Origin of the sequence: Frankia sp. CpI1-P (assembly GCF_001421075.1) — a bacterium.
Taxonomy (GTDB): domain Bacteria; phylum Actinomycetota; class Actinomycetes; order Frankiales; family Frankiaceae; genus Frankia; species Frankia torreyi.
This window is the reverse complement of sequence record NZ_LJJX01000024.1, coordinates 11,034-29,057: the sequence shown is the minus strand read 5'-3', so window position 1 is coordinate 29,057 and position 18,024 is coordinate 11,034. Positions and strand designations below refer to the sequence as shown.

11 protein-coding genes and 8 pseudogenes are annotated in these 18,024 nt (G+C 75.1%); 10 read left to right on the top strand and 9 right to left on the bottom strand.

The window, feature by feature from the left end:
• Positions 1-68: 68 nt before the first annotated feature.
• Positions 69-1,108: PP2C family protein-serine/threonine phosphatase (locus tag FF86_RS16850; RefSeq protein WP_242418911.1), on the top strand; the 1,040-nt coding region annotated here is incomplete at its 5' end.
• A gap of 17 nt (positions 1,109-1,125) precedes the next feature.
• Here the strand turns inward: FF86_RS16850 and FF86_RS16845 are convergent.
• Positions 1,126-1,335, bottom strand: a complete 210-nt coding sequence (locus tag FF86_RS16845) for a DUF4236 domain-containing protein (RefSeq protein WP_044885689.1) — start codon at positions 1,333-1,335, stop codon at positions 1,126-1,128.
• Positions 1,336-1,628: 293 nt separating this feature from the next.
• Here FF86_RS16845 and FF86_RS16840 point away from each other — a divergent pair, with 293 nt between their 5' ends.
• Complete coding sequence (locus FF86_RS16840) at positions 1,629-2,078, top strand: hypothetical protein (protein ID WP_044885688.1); 450 nt, start codon at positions 1,629-1,631, stop codon at positions 2,076-2,078.
• Here FF86_RS16840 and FF86_RS50475 read toward each other — a convergent pair.
• The 3 genes and pseudogenes from FF86_RS50475 to FF86_RS16830 all read right to left on the bottom strand — a co-directional run.
• A pseudogene (locus tag FF86_RS50475) lies at positions 2,063-2,709 on the bottom strand (TIGR03086 family metal-binding protein); the annotation flags it as partial. The gene FF86_RS16840 and the pseudogene FF86_RS50475 sit on opposite strands and share 16 nt — an antisense overlap.
• A gap of 1 nt (position 2,710) precedes the next feature.
• Positions 2,711-2,794: pseudogene (locus FF86_RS62595) on the bottom strand (TIGR03086 family protein); the annotation flags it as partial.
• A 278-nt stretch (positions 2,795-3,072) separates the two neighbouring features.
• Positions 3,073-3,708: a TetR/AcrR family transcriptional regulator gene (locus FF86_RS16830; protein WP_044885686.1), complete on the bottom strand. Its 636-nt coding sequence runs from the start codon at positions 3,706-3,708 to the stop codon at positions 3,073-3,075.
• A 218-nt stretch (positions 3,709-3,926) separates the two neighbouring features.
• Between FF86_RS16830 and FF86_RS16825 the strand changes: the two are divergent.
• From FF86_RS16825 to FF86_RS16815, 5 genes and pseudogenes are all read left to right on the top strand, one after another.
• Positions 3,927-4,580: pseudogene (locus tag FF86_RS16825) on the top strand (mycofactocin-coupled SDR family oxidoreductase); the annotation flags it as partial.
• A 1-nt stretch (position 4,581) separates the two neighbouring features.
• Positions 4,582-4,742 (top strand): SDR family oxidoreductase (locus tag FF86_RS50470; protein WP_242418930.1); only part of this gene is annotated, 161 nt, incomplete at its 5' end.
• A 292-nt stretch (positions 4,743-5,034) separates the two neighbouring features.
• Positions 5,035-5,375 (top strand): annotated as a pseudogene (locus tag FF86_RS50465) (glycosyltransferase family 1 protein); the annotation flags it as partial.
• 1 nt (position 5,376) lies between these two features.
• Positions 5,377-6,396 (top strand): glycosyltransferase family 4 protein (locus FF86_RS16820; protein ID WP_242418910.1); only part of this gene is annotated, 1,020 nt, incomplete at its 5' end.
• The gene (locus FF86_RS16815; RefSeq protein WP_236706441.1) at positions 6,396-7,517 is read left to right on the top strand and encodes a lysylphosphatidylglycerol synthase transmembrane domain-containing protein; all 1,122 of its coding nucleotides are present in this window, start codon (positions 6,396-6,398) and stop codon (positions 7,515-7,517) included. The genes FF86_RS16820 and FF86_RS16815, both read left to right, overlap by 1 nt.
• A gap of 5 nt (positions 7,518-7,522) precedes the next feature.
• On the opposite strand, the pseudogene FF86_RS16810 reads toward FF86_RS16815, so the two are convergent.
• The 5 genes and pseudogenes from FF86_RS16810 to FF86_RS64165 form a co-directional block, all read right to left on the bottom strand.
• Positions 7,523-9,035, bottom strand: a pseudogene (locus FF86_RS16810) (MFS transporter); the annotation flags it as partial.
• Between the two features lies 1 nt (position 9,036).
• Positions 9,037-9,331, bottom strand: a pseudogene (locus tag FF86_RS50460) (MFS transporter); the annotation flags it as partial.
• A gap of 259 nt (positions 9,332-9,590) precedes the next feature.
• Positions 9,591-10,006 (bottom strand): annotated as a pseudogene (locus FF86_RS50455) (ATP-binding cassette domain-containing protein); the annotation flags it as partial.
• Positions 10,007-10,025: 19 nt separating this feature from the next.
• Positions 10,026-11,516, bottom strand: a 1,491-nt coding sequence (locus tag FF86_RS16805) for an ABC transporter ATP-binding protein (RefSeq protein WP_242418909.1), incomplete at its 3' end; no start/stop codon positions are given.
• A gap of 629 nt (positions 11,517-12,145) precedes the next feature.
• Positions 12,146-12,664 carry a hypothetical protein gene (locus tag FF86_RS64165; RefSeq protein ID WP_313954349.1) on the bottom strand — a complete coding sequence of 173 codons (519 nt, stop codon included), beginning with the start codon at positions 12,662-12,664 and terminating at the stop codon, positions 12,146-12,148.
• Here FF86_RS64165 and FF86_RS64160 point away from each other — a divergent pair.
• The 3 genes and pseudogenes from FF86_RS64160 to FF86_RS50445 form a co-directional block, all read left to right on the top strand.
• A complete protein-coding gene (locus tag FF86_RS64160; protein ID WP_313949839.1) occupies positions 12,657-13,421 on the top strand; it encodes a kelch repeat-containing protein in 765 nt (254 codons plus the stop codon). The genes FF86_RS64165 and FF86_RS64160 overlap by 8 nt on opposite strands.
• 403 nt (positions 13,422-13,824) lie before the next feature.
• A pseudogene (locus FF86_RS50450) lies at positions 13,825-16,250 on the top strand (type I polyketide synthase); the annotation flags it as partial.
• 1 nt (position 16,251) lies between these two features.
• Positions 16,252-18,024, top strand: a 1,773-nt coding sequence (locus FF86_RS50445) for a type I polyketide synthase (RefSeq protein ID WP_242418908.1), incomplete at both ends; no start/stop codon positions are given.

The window sequence follows — 18,024 nt, the reverse complement described above, 5'->3', positions numbered from 1 at the left end:
TGCCGCGCCCGCAGGAGCCGATGCGGTGGGTGGGCCGGAGAACCTGCGCCTGATCGTCGCCGGGGCGNCCGTGCTCACGCTGGCGCTCGTCGTCGACCTGGGACCCGGCGTCGCGCTGACCGGGTACTTCGGCCTGGGGCCGCTGATCCTCGCCGCCGCCTGCCCACCGTTGATCACCGCCGGCATCGGCGGACTGACGGTGATCGTGGCGATCCTCTCCGGGCTCTGGGACCACCGCTTCGGCACGCAGCCGCACATCGCCGCGATCATCCTGGTCCTGGTCCAGTCCGCGATCGCGGTCTACATCTGCGTGTACCGGGACCGGCAGCGCTCCAAGCTGCACCGCGTCCAGGCCGTCGCCGAGGTCGCGCAGCGGGCGCTGCTGCCGGCGGTCCCGGGCCAGCTCGACGGGGCCGGCTTCGCCGCCCGCTACCTGTCGGCGGCGCAGGAGGCGTCCGTCGGCGGAGATCTCTACGAGGTCGTGCCGACCGCGAACGGCATCCGAGTGATCATCGGAGATGTTCGGGGCAAGGGGCTGCCGGCGGTCCGGCTGGCCTCGGTGGTGCTCGGCGCCTTCCGCGAGGCCGCGGTGACCTGGCTGGATCCCGAGCAGGTGGCGGCGGCGTGCGCCCGGGCGGTGGGGCGCGAAGCCGGGCCCGAGGACTTCGTCACCGCGCTCGTCCTGGACATCCATCCCGACGGGCGGCTGGGTATGTGCTCGGCGGGCCATCACCCGCCGCGGCTCGTCTCGGCGGACGGATCGGCGACGCTGGAACTGCGCTCGCCCAGCCCCCCGCTCGGGCTGGCCGAGCGGTTCACCGTCACGACGGCGCACTGGGAGATCGGTGACCGGCTACTGCTGTTCACCGACGGGCTGATCGAGGCCAGGGACGCCCAGAGGCGCTTCTTCCCGCTGGACGATCGCCTGGACCTGCTACGGGGCGGCGGCCAGGACGAGGCTCTGGATCGGCTCATCGCCGCCGTGGGAACCCATGCCGGCGGGGCCCTGCACGACGACCTCGCGATCCTGCTGGCCGAACGGCAACCCGTCCCGATCGTGGCCCCGACCGCGAAGACCGCCCCGACCGCGCGGGTCGCCGCCGACTGAGGGTGCGCCCGCCGGGATCAGCCCTCGGCCCGCCGGCGGCTGCGGCCCTCCCGCCGGTAGGAGAACGGCCCCGGCAGGTCGACGCTGGACAGGCCGCCGCGGCGGTTGCGCGACCAGACCCGCCAGGAGACGCGCCCGAGCTTCAGCGTGACCGAGGACACCCCCCGCTCGCTGACGTTGAGGTGAAACGGTCCGTACCGCGGTCGGCGGGTGTATCGCAGGCCCATCAGATACCTCCGGAAAGGGGCAGTCGCAGGGAGCGGACGAGGAACGAGCGGCGCTGATATCGGCTTTGTCTCCCCGAATTTCGCGGACTAACCATCAATCGGCACCGATCCGACGGATCGTCTTTCGCCCGACATCCGCAGCGTGCGCCGCACCGTCCCACCGCAACCGGCTCGATCCGCTACGGTCGGCCCATGCGCAGGGACGCCGAGATCGCCACCCGATGCCGGCGCCTTCCCGCCGGCGCGGGACCGGCGGCGCGGGCCGCCCGCGCTTCGGGTCGCCGGGGGCGCGGATGAGCGCTGCGGCGGGCTCACCGGACCGCGGCACCCTGCGGCTGCTCGTCGTGCTGGTCGTCGTGATGAGCGCGGTGGCCGCGTTCGCGGTCGGCGGCCTGATCGCGGTGTCCGGTGTGCAGGTGAGCTGGGGGCGCGACGGCGGCGGCTCGGCCGGGTCGGCGAGGGCGTTGTCCGCGGCCATCGGTCGCCTCGGCGCGGACGACGGCGCGGGGGTGGCGACGCGGCCGTCCTCGGACCTCGCGGCGTCGGACCTCGCGGCGTCGGACCTCGCGGCGTCGCCGCAACCGGCGCCGACGGCACCGTCCGGGGCCGTCAAACACCCGGTGCCCGGCGGCGGCGTCTCCCCCACGCCGACGACCCCGGCCCCGCTGCGTAGCTGTTCGGCTCCGCCCACCGCTGCGGCCGGCGGGGCGGGAGCACCGATCCTCATCTACCCCCTGTGCTGACCACCGTCGAGGTGCTGACCGGCGTCGAGAGGCTGCCCGGCGTCGAGAGGCTGCCCGGCGTCGAGAGGCTGGCCGGCGTCGAGGCCGGGCTGCCAGTGCGGTGAGCGGCCGGTGAGGGCGATCAGCCGGGTCCACTCGTCGGCGTCGTCCGGCACCGAGACCGGTGTGGCGAAGATGCCGACGACTCGCCAGGCGTCGATCTGGCGGCGCAGGCTGTCGTGGACCCAGCGCACGAGCTCGCGGTTGTTACCGACGGTCCGCGCCGACGTGGTGTCGCCGGGCAGCCGGCCCGAGGCGTCGATCGCCCGGGCCAGGTCCCAGGCATGAATGAGCAGGTCGGCGGTGAGCTGGAAGGCGTATTCGTCCGCCGGGGTGGGTCCGAACGACAACATCGGGATAGACGCCCAGGCCTCCGGCCGGTCCCAGGCGTCCCGGCTGCGGCGGGCCGTCACCGTCCAGCGCGCGCCCGGATCGTCCCCGAGCTGGTCCCCGTCGAACCGGGTGCCGATGTCCTCCCGGGTGAGACCGGCCAGCAGCGGCGGAACCCACAGATGTTCGACGGTGAGGTGGTTGACCAGCGCCCGCACGTCCCACTGTCCGCACGGTGTCGGCGCCGCCCAGGACCCGGGTGNCACGGCCCGCACCTGCGTGTCGAAGATGTCCAGCGCCCAGTCGAGCCACCTGCGACGTTCCGTGACGGTAAGCGTGCCCACCATCGTCGTGCTCCTTCCGCGCCGCATGGCCGACAGCCCACGAGCCGATGCGCCCGGGCCGCGGCTGGCGCCGCCCTGTCCTGCCCTGTCTCTGTGCCTACCCGGACGGTGCGGCCGTACAACCGGCACCGCCCGGTCCGGGTCAGGTGGTCCCGCCGGGGGTGAGGTCGGAGCGTCGGCGGGGACGGGCTCCTGCTCGCCACGCCGGTGCACCGCCGTGTGGTCGCCGAGATCGCCGACGGCCTGGTGCCCGCGTTGCGGCGCCGCGGCCTCGTTCCGGGTCAGCCGCCCGTGGGGGTCGCGGCCGGGCCGACTCCGCGCAGCAGCAGGTCGACCAGCGGCGTGACGTGCGCGGCGAGGGCGCCCCGGGCGGCGGCGTGCTCGTGGGGCGGCATCGCCAGGGCGTGCATGAGCACGCCACCGAACAGGCCCTCGAGCAGCGGCCGGCCGTCGACCCCCGCCGGCAGCTCGCCGCGGCCGATCGCCCGGTCGACGATGCGCTGGGCCGCGTCGTTGTGCTTCGTGACGATCCGTTCGTGGAAGCCGCCCAGATCGAAGGACTCGACGGCGGCGTCCACGGCGATGCGCACCGTCACCCAACCCATCGGGTCGAGGAAGTGGGCCAGCAGGCTCGACGCCAGGGCGAGCACGTCCCCGCGCAGCGAGCCGGTGTCGTGGTCAACGACGAGCGGGCGAGTGTAGGCGTCGATCGCGTCGACCAGGAGCTGTTCCTTGGTCGGCCACCGCAGGTACATCGACGACTTGCCGACCCCGGCGCGCCCGGCGACGGCGTGCATGGTGAAGCCCGCCCAGCCGGACCGAGCGTACTCGGCCAACGCCGCGTCGAGGACCCGCGCCTGCAGGTCCGGATCCCGGGGCCGCCCGCGCACGGCCTGCCCCGTCGTCGTCTGCACCATCGGTCTCCTCGTCCCCGTCCGCCGGCGGTGTCCCCGTCCGCCGGCGGTGTCGCCGTCCGCCAGCGGTGTCGCCGTCCGCCAGCGGTGTCACCCGCCGTCCGGGGTCCATCATCGCGCGGCGGCCGGCGGCAGCCCTTGCGGACGATCAGTGTCCGCAATAACGTTTGTGACCTGCGCTACACCGATGCCAGGAATTCAGTTTCCGGAAGGAGTGCCGGATGGGCACACTCGACGGCAGGACCGCCTTCATCACCGGAGTCGCCCGCGGGCAGGGGCGGGCGCACGCGGTGCGGCTGGCCCGCGAAGGGGCCGACATCATCGGCGTGGACATCTGCGCCGACATCGCGTCGATGGACTATCCGAACGCCTCGGCGGCCGATCTCGCCGAAACCGTGGAGCTCGTCGAGAAGCTGGGCGGGCGGATCGTCGCCCGCCAGGCGGACGTGCGGGACTTCGCCGGGCTCTCCGCCGCTTTCCAGGAGGGGTTCACCGAGTTCGGCCGGGTGGACATCGTCATCGCGAACGCCGGCATCATCCGGCTGTCGCCGGAAAAGGACCCGTTCACCGAGTGGCAGGACGTCATCGACACGAATCTCACCGGCGTCTTCAAGACGGTGCGGGCCGCCTTACCGGCGTTGATCGAGGGCGGCCGCGGTGGGGCGATCGTCCTGACCAGTTCCAGCGCGGGCCTGAAGGGGACGGGCAGTCCGGACGCGGGCCCGCAGGCGTACACGGCGGCCAAGCGCGGCCTGGTCGGGCTCATGCAGGTACTCGCGAACGACCTGGCCAAGCACTGGATCCGGGTGAACACCATCCACCCGACCGGCGTCGCCACCGGAATGACGATGAACGAGTCGATGGCGAAGCTGCTCNCCGAGTCGGACAACGCCACCGCCGCGATGCAGAACGCGCTGCCCATCGAGATCCTCCAGCCCGAGGACATCTCCGACACGGTGGCCTGGCTGGTCTCGGACGCCGCGAAGTACGTCACCGGCGTCGCGCTGCCGATCGACGCCGGCTTCGCGGTGCGCTGAGCGAGCCCGTCCACGCGAGCCCGTCCACCACCGCCCGACCTGCCACGCCACGCCACAGCCCGCCAGCCCACCGCCGCGGGGCGCATCCCATTCGCGGCACTCATCCAGCTCACACCGGCCGCCTGCAATCATCTCCCCTCATGGATGGTCGCCGACTGCCGTCGTTGCCCGTCGAACGGGACGACGCCTGCCACCCCCCGCCGCATGCCGCACAACTGCGCTGGCCGGACGCCGCGTGAGGCGGACTCCCCGCCCGGCGGGGCCGGACGAGTCCGCGCCGCCGGCGGGCATCGTGCCCGCACCCGCGGCGCCGCCCGGCTCCCGGTCGACCGGCCCCGCGGGTGCCGTCGACCTGCCGCGGACGCTGGTGGTGGCGGACAAGTTCCCCCCGGTCCTCGGCGGCATCCAGACGTTCGCCTGTCACCTGACCGCCGGCCTGCCCGCCGACCGGGTCGTCGTCGTCGCGCCGGCGGCGCCCGGCGCCGAGGAGTTCGACCGCACACTGCCCTTCCCCGTGGTCCGGGCCGGTGAGCGGATCCTCACCTCGCCGCGGTCCCGGCGCCTGCTGCGCTCGCTGGTGCGCAGCGAGGGCTGTGACGCCGTCTGGTTCCCCACCGCCGCGCCGTACGGGGTNCTCGGCCCGACGCTGCGCGAGGCGGGCGTCACCAGGGTGGTGGCGTCCAGCCACGGGCACGAGGTCGCCTGGTCCCGGCTGCCGGTGGGCTGGTCGCTCGTGCGCACCGTCGCCGCCCGCGCCGACGTGTTGACGTACCTCACCGCGTTCACCCGGCGCCGGCTGGTCGCCGTCTCCCCGCCGGGCACCACCCTCGCGCGGCTGACCGGCGGCGTCGACACCCGCCGCTTCCGGCCGGGCGCCGGCGGGGCCGACATCCGCCGGGCCCTGGGCTGGTCGGACCGCCCGGTCGTGATCTGCGTGGCCCGAATGGTGCCGCGCAAGGGGCAGGACACCCTCATCCGCGGCTGGACCACCGTGCGGCGCCGCCATCCGGGGGCCCGGCTGCTGCTCGTCGGGCAGGGACCCGCCGAGGGCCGGCTGCGCCGCCTCGCCGGACAGGTGGGGGTGGCCGACGAGGTGCATTTCGCCGGCGCGGTCGGTGAGGAGGAGCTGCCCGCCTACCTCGACGCCGCCGACGTGTTCGCCATGCCGTCTCGCACCCGCTGGCTCGGCCTGGACCTGGAGGGACTCGGCCTGTCCTCCCTGGAGGGGGCGGCCAGCGGGCTGCCCGTCATCACCGGCGCCCAGGGCGGCGCGCCCGACGTCGTCCTGCCCGGCCGCACGGGCGAGGTCGTCGACGGCCGGAACACCGCCGCCGTGGCCCGGGCCGTCGTGGAGCTGCTCGACGACCCCGACCGGGCCGCTCGGATGGGCCTGGCCGGGCGGGAATGGATGCGCGAGGCCTGGAGCTGGGGCGGGCTCGCCGGACGCCTCGCCGGGCTGCTCGCGGGCGGCTCGGGTTCCGATCTCGACGCGGTCACGCGACACTCGGGTGAACTGTCACGGGCGCGTCGCGGAGCCCTCGACGAGAACATGTCGGGGAGCATCGCTCCGGATGGCGTCATCCCGGACGGCACCGGGGCAGACCGGGTCGACATGGGCCAGAGCCACGCCGACGCCAGGACGGGAGGACCGTGATGCGCCAGGCACCGGAGGCGGCGGCAGTGGGCGGCGGGGCGCTGCCCCTGGCGACCCTCGACGCCGCCCCAGCGGCGGTCATCGCCCGGACCGGGGCAGCCGCGCCCGTGGTGCCGGGCGGGGACCTCGTCCTCGCCGGCCCGAGCGGCGCCGTGGCGGTGGCCGTCGCGCCCCGCCGCGGCCGGTTCTGGCTGGTTCGCCCGCTGCTGGCCTGCGCGGCGCCGCTGGTGGCGGCGGTGTGGCTGGTGCGGTCGTGGTCGACCGTGCGGACCGGCATCGACGCGCTGGCCAGCGCCCATCCGTTCTGGCTGGTGGGCGCGGTCGCCGTCGCCCAGCTCACCTGGGTCGCGGGCGCGGCCTGCCAGCAGGGGACGGTGCCGCGGTCGCTGCCGGTCCGCCGGCTGCTCGCCGCCCAAGTGGCGGGCAGCGTGGCCAATCACGTGCTGCCCGCCGGGTTCGGGGTCGGCGCGGTGAAGCTGCGTTTCCTGCACCGGCACGGCTTCTCCCTGCGGGAGTCCCTGACGGCGGTCGGCCTCGACGCCACCGCCGGGGTCACCACCCATCTCGCCGTGCTGGCCGTCCTGCTGGCCGGCGGATTCCTGCCGGTGGACTCCACCCGGCTGCCGGACGGCGGCCCGGTGGCCCTGGGCGTCGCGGTGGCCGCGGCGGCCGTCGCCGTCGCCGCGCTGCTGGGCTGGCTGGTACCGGCGGCCCGCCGGGTGGCGCACGGGGTGTGGGCACGAGTCGTCGACCAGCTACGGTCGATGCGCTCCACGATCCGCTCGCCGAGCCGGGCGGCCCTGCTGTGGGGCGGCTCGGCGGCCATCCCCCTGCTACACGCCGCGACCCTGTGGGCGATCATGCGCGCGCTGCACCTCCCGCTCGGCGTCGGGGCGGTCTTCGCGCTGTACTTCGCCGCCAGCGCCGCCTCGGCCCTGGTCCCCTCGCCGGGCGGCTTCGGCTCGCTGGACGCGGCCCTCACCGCGGCGATCATCGCCGCCGGGCAGTCCCCCGCCGTCGCGCTCGCCGCGGTCCTGGGCTACCGGCTGGTCACCGTGTGGCTACCGATGGCACCCTCGGCCTGCGTGCTGGCGCTGATGGTCCGCCGCGGCCACTTGTAAGCGGGCTAGCCGCCGACGCGCGGACCGTCGGACCGCGCGGGACCAGCCGCCGCGGCCTCAGGACCGGCCGCCGCAGCTTCGGGACCGGCCGCCGCGGCCTCGGGACCGGTGCCGCTCGGGGCCGGGGAGGCGGTCCCGTCCGGCGCGGCCGGCTGGTCGGCGAAGGCCGCGCCGGTCTCTCGCAGCGGCACCTCCTTGAGCAGCAGGGACAGCACGAAGGCGAGGACCAGCACGGCGGCACCGACCAGGAAGGCGACTGTGATCGCCTCGGTGAAGCCGGCCTTGAACGGGTGGGTCAGCACCGGGTCGAGTCCGTGGAGGAACGAGGTGTCGTTGAGGCTGCCCGAGCCACCCGAGGACGCCGACCCGAGCACCTTGAGCTGGTCGGGATGGCTGCGCGCGGCCGCGTCGAACGCCGCCGTGCCGCGCGCGTCCGCGTACGCGGAGGTGATCCGGGAGCCGACGATCGAGTACACGATCGACAGGAACACCGCCACGCCGAGGGTGCCGCCGAGCTGCCGGAAGAACGTCGTCGAGGAGGTCGCCACCCCGATGTCCCGCGGCGGCACGGCGTTCTGCATCGCCAGGACGATCGTCTGCATGTTCAGGCCCAGCCCGGCGCCGACGACGAACATCGCCAGATCGACGTAGACGAGGCTGCTGTCGGCCGACAGCCGCCACAGCAACAGCATCCCGACGACGAGCAGCGCCGAGCCGATCACGGGCAGGATCTTGTAACGGCCGGTCCGCGCGGTGATCTGTCCCGCCACGAGCGAGAGCAGCATGATGCCCAGGACCAGCGGGAGGGTGAGCAGGCCGGCCTTGGTCGGCGAGTTCCCCTTGACGAGCTGCAGGTAGAGGGGGATCAGGGTGATCCCGCCGAACATGCCGATCCCGATGATCGCCGACTGGGCTGATCCGACGGCGAAGACCCCGTTGCGGAACAGCCGGGGCGGCAGCAGGGCATCGTCCTTCGCGCGCCGCTCCGCGACCACGAACGCGGCGATGCCGACCAGCCCGATCGCGTAGCAGGCCAGCGAGGAGCCCGCGCCCCAGCCCCACTCGCGGCCCTGCTCGGCGACGATGAGCAGCGGCACCAGGGCGACGATGAGCGTCAGGGCGCCGGGGTAGTCGATGCGGTGCTCGCGGCGCTCGTGGGAGATGTGCAGGACCCGCGCGACGACGACGAGCGCGCCGATGCCGATCGGCACGTTGATCAGGAAGATCCACCGCCAGCCGGCGACGCCGAGCAGCGTGTCCTGGCCGGCCAGCGCGCCGCCGACGACGGGTCCGAGGACGCTGGACGTGCCGAACACCGCCATGAAGTAGCCCTGGTACTTCGCCCGCTCCCGCGGCGGGATGATGTCGCCGACGATCGCCAGGGCGAGCGAGAACAGGCCGCCGGCCCCGATGCCCTGCACCGCCCGGAACGCGGCGAGCATGTACATCGACGTCGCGAAGGTACACAGCGCCGAGCCGGTGATGAACACGGCGATCGCGAACAGGAAGAACGGTTTGNGCCCGTACAGGTCGGACAGCTTGCCGTACAGCGGGGTGGCGATCGTCGAGGTGATCAGGAAGGCGGTGGTGACCCACGCCTGCGCGGTCAGCCCGTGCAGGCTCTCGCCGATCCGGTAGATCGCCGTGGAGACGACCGTCTGGTCCAGCGCCGCGAGGAACATCCCCAGCAGCAGGCCGGAGAGGATGACCATGATCTGGCGGTGCGAGTAGCCGCCGTGCGCGGTGGGCCCGGCGGCGTTGGTTTCACCGGCGTCGATGCCACCGGCGGCGTCCGTGCCACCGGCGGCATCCATGCCACCGGCGGCAGTGGCTTTCCCGGCAGTGGAGGTCATGCGGGTGTCTCCTCTCGACCTGCCGGTCGCGGTCCGGGTCGACGGGTGCCACGACGGCGCCGACCACACCGGATCCACTACCGGAATGCTCCTCCCGCGGGCGTTGAACCACGTTCCGCCCACGACGCTTCAAGCCATCCTGCCCCGCGCGGGGCCCGCCGTCCCACGACCCGGCACGGGACAGCAGCGTNGACCGCACCGTCGATCCCGGCCCGGCCGGTCACACGGCGCTCGGCCGGTAGAGGCGGGCGTAGGCACCGCCGTCGGCAAGCAGGTCGCGGTGGGTGCCGTCCTCGACGACGCGGCCGTGGTCCATGACGTAGATGCGGTCGGCGTCGATCACCGTCGACAGCCGGTGGGCGATCACCAGGCAGGTCCGGCCGACGGCGAGCCGGTCCAGCGCCGTGCGGACCGCGGCCTCGGAGACGGTGTCCAGCGCGGACGTCGCCTCGTCGAGAACCAGCACCTGCGGCGACTGCAGCAGGACGCGGGCGATGGCGAGCCGCTGGCGCTCGCCGCCGGACAGCCGGTAGCCCCGCGCGCCGACCCGGGTCGCCAGCCCCTCGGGCAGCCGGTCGAGCAGGGCGGACAGGCTGGCCGCGTCGAGGGCGGCCCGCAGCTCGTCGTCGGTCGCGTNCAGCCGGCCGTAGCGGANGTTCGCCGCGATCGTGTCGTGGAACAGGTGCGGATCCTGCGGGACCACGCCGATCGCCGCGTGCAGCCGGGCCGGCGGGATCGCGTCGAGCGGCACGCCGCCGAGCAGGACCCGGCCTCGCTGCGGGCGGTGCACCCCGCTGGCGAGGTAGGCGATCGTCGTCTTGCCCGCGCCGCTGGCGCCGACGACGGCCGTGGTCGTCCCAGCCGCGACCCGCAGTGTCACCCCCCGCAGGTTCCAGGACGGGTCGTCGGGGCCGGGGCGCTCGCGCGCCGCGGCGTCCGCCGCCCGCGCGGGCTCCGGCACGGCCTGGTCGTAGGCGAACCACACCTCGTCGAGCGCCAGGTCGAGGCCCACCGGTACCGCGGCCGCACCCACGCCCGAGCTCGGGGCCGGGGCCAGCGGCCGGGGCACGGCGATGGCGGTCGGCGGCCCGGCGAGCATCGTTGCGGCCTCGTCCTCGGGCACGTCGAGCAGGGCGAAGATCCGACGGAAGGAGGCCCCGGCGCCGGCCAGCTCGGAGCGCAGGTCGACGGCGGAGGACAGCGGGCCGAACGACACCAGCAACGCGCCGCCGAGGGCGGCGACCGTGCCGAGCGTCGTCCGCTCGGAGGAGACCAGCCAGGCGCCGAGAGTGACCACGGCGGTCATCGTCGCGACGATGCCGAGATTGACCAGGAACCGGACCCGGGAGGTGAGCCGGGCCTGTTCCCGGGCGGCGGCGAGCAACTCGGCGCCGGCCGCGTCGAACCGCTGCAACTCGTAGTCGACCCGGTCGAACAGCCGCACGTGCAGCGCCCCGGATACCGACGCGGTGTCGGACACCTGCGCCATGAGCTGGCCGTCGAGTTCCCGCTGGCGCTGCGACAGCGCGGCCAGGCGGCGCCGCCCGGACCGGATGATCACCAGGGTGGCCGGGGCGAACACCATTACCGCGAGGCTGAGCCGCCAGTCCAGCGCGAAGACGACGGCGGTGCCGACGACGATGTCCGCGAGCCGGCAGATGACCGCCTGCACGGTCGCGGAGATCGCGTTCTGGGCGGCCAGGACATCCGAGGACATCACCGTCATCACCTCGCCCTGCTGGCTGCGGGGGAAGAAGGCGAACGGCAGCCGCTGCAGGTGGGCGTTGACGGTCTGGCGGATGCGCACGGAGACGACCCCGCCGAGCCGGGCGATGAGCGCCATCCGCAGGGACAGCACGGTCGACTCGAACACCAGCACGGCGCACAGCAGCAGGACGGGGACGGCGAGGTCGCGCACCCGGCCGGTCGGCAGCGAGGTGTCGATGAGGTGGCGCAGGATGAACGGCCCCGCGGCGACCGCCGCCGACCCGAGCACGGACAGGCCGACGAGAGCGGCCACGACCCGCCCCTGGTCGGCGAAGAAGCGCTCGCTGCGCCGGGCCTCGGCCGCGCCGGTCAGCCGGGCGAGCACGCGGGCGTGCAGGACAGTCACTCTCGACGGGACGGGCGGCGGCTGGCTGGGCACGGGGAGAGGCTATGCGGCCGCGGGCGGCGGGCCTCGGGCGGCCCGAGGCGGCCTCACCACAACCACCCGCGACGGGCAGCTTACATTCTGAAACAGAGGGAACACAATCCGTAGCCTGTTCTGTGCACGGACGCCCCTGCCCACCCGGCTGGTTCCCACGGCCACGACAAGCCCGGTCAGCCGGTCGCTCGGGCCGTCCGGCCCCGCGACGCCATCCATCCACGCGATCCACCCGCCGGTCGGGTCCGCGGACGCGGGCTTGAAGAGGGGGAACCCATGAGTTGGTCCCGCACGTCACGTCGGTGCCCGTCACGCACCTTCGTCCTGGCCGCCACCCTGACGGCGGCGCTCGCCTCGCCCGGCCTGCTCGGCACGGGCGCCGCCGCGACACCGACCGGCGCCCCGGGCGGCCCGGGGCCGACGGGCAGCCCCGCCACCGCGAGCGCCGCCACCACGAGCCCCGGTGCTTCAAGCTCCGCCGCTTCAAGCTCCGCCGCTTCGAGCCCCGCGGGCGGCGGCTGCCCGTCCTACCCGTCGACGGCCGGTCCGCTGGGTAGCTGGCAGACCGTCACCGCCCTGCCCGCTCCCCGCGCCCACCTCGCCGCCACCACCGGCTGCGACGGGCGGATCTATGCGATCGGCGGCCAGGAGACCGCCGGGGTCGCGGGCGGCGCCGGCGGCGCGTCGGGTTCGGCCACCGGCTCGCCCACCCAGAGCGCCTCCCCGTCGAGCGCCTCTGCTTCCCCGACCTCGACTCCCTCCCCGACCTCGACCTCGACCTCGTCTGGGTCGACCTCGACGCCGACCTCAACGCCGACCTCGACCCGGACGGGGTCGCCGACGGCGCCCGCGGGCGGTCCGACCACCACCTCGACGATCATCCCGGGCGCGTTGACCGGAGAACCGACGTTCGGCCCGTTGTCCAACGCGCCGAACGCGCCCGGCGGCAACGGCGCACCGCCCTCCACCGACTCGCCCACCGCCACCTCCTCGTCCACCGACACCTCCTCGCCCACCGACACCTCCTCGCCCACCGGCGGGTCGTCGGTGACGCCGAGCACCCCGTCGTCGGCCACGCCGAGCGGGTCGCCGACCGGCACCGGCTCGCCGAGTGCGGCGCCCGGCGCGGCCGCCGCGCCGGTGGGCACCGTCCAGGTCTTCGATCCGGGCAAGAAGGCCTGGACGGACGCGGCCGGCCTGCCGACCCCGCGGACGCATCTCGCCGCGGCGACCGGCACCGACGGCCGGATCTACGCGATCGGTGGCCGATCCGGTGCCGGGAACGACCCGACGGACACCGTCGAGGTCTACACGCCGTCCAGCGGCACCTGGACGAGCGGGACGGCGCTGCCCAAGCCGATGGGTGAGCCGCGGGCGACCCGCGCGACCGACGGGAAGATCTACGTCCTCGACGGCGACACGCTGGCGATCTACGACCCCGACGCCGCGAGCTGGACCACGGCGGATGCGCCGCCGACCCCCGTCACGGCACCGGTCCTCACCGCTCTGCCCGACGGCCGCATCCTCGCCGCCGGTGGCAGCGCGGCGGGTGGCGGCCCGACCGGCCGCGCCTCATCCGGCGTGTACGCCTACACGCCCGGCACGGGTGGCAGCGGATCCTGGACCCAGGTGTCCGACCTGCCGACCGGGGTGACCCAGGCCGCCGGCGCCACCGGGCCGGACGGACGGGTGTACGTCGTCGGCGGCCGGGACGCGGGTGGCGACGTCACCGACGCGGTGCAGGTCTACTCCCCGGACGACGACCAGTGGACCGCCGGCCCCACGGGTGCGGCCGCCAAGCGGGCGGACGCCGCCGCGACCACCGGCGGTGACGGCCGGGTGTACGTGCTGGGCGGCACGGCCGGCGGTGACGTCCTGGACACGGTGGGGGCCCTGAGCGAGTAGGTCCCCGACCCACCTGGGTGGGGCGGTCGGCACGGCGCCGGCCGCCCCACCCGGCGGCAACCACGAGCCGCGCGACCGGTCGGCCGCAGCGGGAACGGACGCATTCCACGACGGGGACGGACGCGGCGGGAACGGACGCATTCCGCGGCGGCCGGGCGGGNATTCGTGAAGCCGCCGGAAAACCGGCCGACAGGTCCTTCCGTGAATGATTGTCACGACACCGCGGAAGCCGTTCCCTCAGTAGCCCGAAAATTCCCGTAACCGTACGACGGAAATTACCTTTAGCGGATCTAAAGTCAGTTGTTAGTCCGTGCTCCTACGCTGGCAGACGTTCCCGAGAAATGTGCCGTCCGAGGGCGGCGCGTCGGGGGNCTGAACGTTCACGACGAGGAGCGCCCCAGCGATGAGCAGTGGATCAGCCGTGTCCGCGAACGCTGACGACACCCCCCGGGGAGCGGGAGACCCGATTGCGGTGGTGGGCCTGGCGTGCCGACTGCCCGCGGCGCCCGACCCGGCGGCGTTCTGGCGCCTGCTGCGCGCCGGCGGCGACGCGGTCGACCGCGGCCCAGCTGTTCCCCGCCGGCTCGGCGCCGCCTTCGGCGCTCACCTCGACGACGTCTACGGATTCGAGCCGGAGTTCTTCGGCATCGCGCCGCGGGAGGCCGCGCAGCTCGATCCGCAGCAGCGGCTGGTGCTGGAGCTCGCCTGGGAGGCGGTCGAGGAGGCCGGCCTGCGCCCGGCGACGCTGGCCGGCAGCCGCACCGGGGTCTTCGTCGGCGCGATCACGAGCGACTACGCCACCCGGGTGCTGCGCGCCGGCCCGGGCGCCGTCACCCGGCACACCCTCACCGGGCAGAGCCGGGGGATCATCGCCAACCGGGTCTCCTACACCCTGGACCTGCGCGGCCCGAGTCTGACGGTGGACGCCGCCCAGGCGTCGTCGCTGGTGGCCGTGCATCTCGCGGCGGACAGCCTGCGCCTGGGCGAGTGCGACCTCGCGCTCGCCGGCGGCGTACAGCTCAACCTCGTGCCGGACAGCACCGACGCCGCCGACCGGTTCGGTGCGCTGTCCCCGGACGGCCGCTGCTACACCTTCGACGCGCGGGCGAGCGGGTACGTGCGCGGCGAGGGCGGCGGCATCGTGCTGCTCAAGCGGCTCTCCTCCGCCCTCGCGGACGGTGACACGATCCACGCGGTGATCCGCGGCGGCGCGGTCAACAGCGACGGCGCCACCGACGGCCTGACCCTGCCCAGCGAGGATGGCCAGGCTCGGGTCCTGCGCCAGGCCGCGCGGGCGGCGGGCGTCGAGCCCCGCGACATCCAGTACGTGGAACTGCACGGGACGGGCACGCCGGTCGGGGACCCGATCGAGGCCACCGCGCTGGGTCGCGCGTTCGGCGCCGGACGGCCCGCCGACGCGCCGCTGCACGTCGGCTCGGCAAAGACGAACATCGGTCATCTCGAAGGTGCCAGCGGCATCGTCGGCCTGCTCAAGACGGTGCTGGCGATCTCGCACCGGGAGCTGCCGCCGAGCCTCAACTTCGCCACCCCCAACCCCGACATCGCGTTCGACGAGCTGCGGCTGCGGGTGCACACCGACCACGGCTCCTGGCCGGCCGGGGACCGGCCGCTGGTCGCCGGCGTGAGCTCGTTCGGGATGGGCGGGACGAACTGCCACCTCATCGTCGCCGAGCCCCCGCCGGCCGAGACCCCGCCGGCCGAGATCGCGGACGGGGCGGGTCCGGGCGAGGCAGCGCAGGCGCTGCCGTGGCCGGTGTCGGGCCGCGACGAGGCCGCGCTGCGCGCGCAGGCCGGGCGTTTGTACGACCTGCTGACCGCCCACGAACTGCCAGCCGCCCACAAGCCGCCGGCCGACCGGTCCGAGCCGGTGGACGGCACGGACGGTGCCGCCCCCGCCGCGCCGCGGCCGGCGTTCGACCCGGTCGACGTCGGCCACTCCCTGGTCACCACCCGCACGGCCTTCGAACGGCGGGCGGTCGTGGTCGCCACCAGCCCGGCGGAGTTCCTCACCGCCCTGCGCCGGCTGCGCGACGGCGAGCAGGACGCCGCGCTCGTCACGGGCCCGCCCGACGGCGCCGCCGACCGCGGCGGGGTCGTGCTCGTCCTGCCCGGGCAGGGGTCGCAGTGGGCCGGCATGGCCCGCGAGCTGCTCGCCACCTCGCCGGTGTTCGCGGAGCGGATCGCCGCCTGCGCCGAGGCGCTCGCCCCCCACGTCGACTGGTCGCTGCCCGACGTGCTCGCCGGGGCCACGGGCGCGCCGCCGCTGGACCGGGTGGACGTGGTGCAGCCGGCGCTGTTCGCCGTCATGACGGCGCTGGCGGCGGTGTGGCGCTCGTACGGGGTGCGGCCGGACGCGGTGATCGGGCACTCCCAGGGCGAGATTGCCGCCGCCCACCTGGCCGGCGCGCTCACGCTGGCCGACGCGGCGGCCGTGGTGGCCCGGCGCAGCCAGGTGCTGGGGGAGCTCGCGGGGACCGGGGCGATGGCGTCGATCCCGCTGCCGGCGGCGGCCGTGCTCGAGCGCCTCGGCGGCCCGGACGCCGTGCTGGCGGTGGCGGCGGTGAACGGCCCGTCGTCGACCGTCGTCTCCGGCGACCCGGCCGCGCTGGACGAACTCATCGCCGGCTACGCCGCGGACGGCGTGGACGTGCGGCGCATCCCGGTGGACTATGCCTCGCACTCGCCGCAGGTGGCGGCCGTCGAGGCGCCGCTGCTGGACCTGCTGGCGGGCATCACGCCGCGATCGGGCGACGTCACGTTCTACTCGACGGTCACGGGCGAGGCGGTGGACACGTCTCGGCTCGACGCNGGCTACTGGTACGCGAACCTGCGCGGGACGGTGCGCTTCGACGCGGCGGTGCGCGCCGCGCTGGCCGCCGGCCACCGGACGTTCGTCGAGGTCAGCCCGCATCCGGTGCTGACCGGCGGCATCCGGGCGATCGTCGAGGACGCGGCGCGTTCGGCCTCGGGCGGCGGCGCGGCACCGGCCGCGGTGGTCGGGACGCTGCGCCGAGACGACGGTGGGCTGCACCGGTTCCTCCGCTCGCTGGCCGAGGTCCACGTCGCCGGGGGCGCGGTGGACCTGGCCGCGGCGTACCCGGCGCGGGCGCGGCGCGTCCCGTTGCCCACCTACCCGTTCCAGCGTCGGACCTTCGAGGTGGACGTGCCCGAGCGGCCGACGGACGCGAACGCCGGACCCGGCACGCGGCCGACGGACGCGAACGCCGGACCCGGCACACCGCCGGCGGCCGGCGGCGCGGCCCCGAGCTCCGCGCTCGCCCGCCGGCTGGCCGGGCTGCCCGCGCCGGAGGCCGACCGGGTGCTGCTCGACGTGATCGGCGCGAGCCTGGCGATCGTGCTGGGTCACACCGCCGGCAGCGTGCAGGCGGACCGGACCTTCGCCGACCTCGGGTTCGACTCGGTGAGCGCCGTGGAGTTCCGCGACCGGCTGGCGGCGGCGACCGGGGTCGCGCTGCCGACCACGCTGACCTTCGACTACCCGACCCCGCGACGCCTCGCCGGATACCTGCGCGCGGCGCTGACCGGCACCGACCAGCCGGCCACGGTCGTCGGAGCGACCGGGCCGGACGGTCCGGGCCGATCGGGCGACGAGCCGATCGCGATCGTGGCGGCCGCGGGCCGCTGGCCGGGCGGCGCGCGCTCACCGGAGCAGCTCTGGGATCTGCTGGAAGCCCGGGTGGACGCGATCGGGCCGTTCCCGACCGACCGCGGCTGGGACCTCACCGCCCTGCACGATCCGGACCTCACCCGGCCGGGCACCTCCTACACCCGCCACGGCGGGTTCCTGCCCGACGCCGCCGAGTTCGACGCGGACTTCTTCGGGATCTCCCCGCGGGAGGCGACCGCGATGGACCCCCAGCAGCGGCTGCTGCTGGAGACGTCCTGGGAGGCCCTGGAGCGGGCCGGGATCGACCCGGTCACGCTGCGGGGGACCGCCACCGGCGTGTTCGCGGGCGTCACCCCGCACGACTACGGCCCGCGGCTCGTCGAGGCGCCGGACGGCTACGGGGGCTACGTGCTCACCGGCAGCCTGACCTCGGTCGTCTCCGGCCGGATCGCCTACACCCTGGGGCTGGAGGGCCCGGCGGTGACGGTGGACACCGCCTGCTCGTCCTCGCTGGTCTCGATCCACCTCGCCGCCCAGGCGCTGCGCGGCGGGGAGTGCACCCTGGCCCTGGCGGGCGGCGTCACCGTCATGCCGACGCCGGGCATGTTCACCGAGTTCTCCCGCCAGCGCGGGCTGGCCCCGGACGGGCGGTGCAAGCCGTTCGCCGCCGCCGCCGACGGCACCGCCTGGGCCGAAGGCGTCGGCGTGGTGGTGCTCGAGCGGTTGTCCGACGCCCGCCGGCTGGGTCACCGCGTGCTCGCGGTGGTCCGCGGCAGCGCGGTGAACTCCGACGGCGCCTCCAACGGGCTGACCGCGCCGAACGGGCCGTCCCAGCAGCGGGTCATCCGCGCGGCCCTGGCCGCCGCCGGCCTCACCCCCGCCGACGTCGACGCCGTCGAGGCCCACGGCACCGGCACCACCCTCGGCGACCCCATCGAAGCCCAGGCCATCCTC

Excerpts from the sequence above, each read along its gene's own strand:
- FF86_RS16830 (WP_044885686.1), bottom strand. The coding sequence starts at position 3,708 with ATGGTGCAGACGACGACGGGGCAGGCCGTGCGCGGGCGGCCCCGGGAT.
- FF86_RS16840 (WP_044885688.1), top strand. The coding sequence starts at position 1,629 with ATGAGCGCTGCGGCGGGCTCACCGGACCGCGGCACCCTGCGGCTGCTC.
- FF86_RS16845 (WP_044885689.1), bottom strand. The coding sequence starts at position 1,335 with ATGGGCCTGCGATACACCCGCCGACCGCGGTACGGACCGTTTCACCTC.
- FF86_RS16815 (WP_236706441.1), top strand. The coding sequence starts at position 6,396 with ATGCGCCAGGCACCGGAGGCGGCGGCAGTGGGCGGCGGGGCGCTGCCC.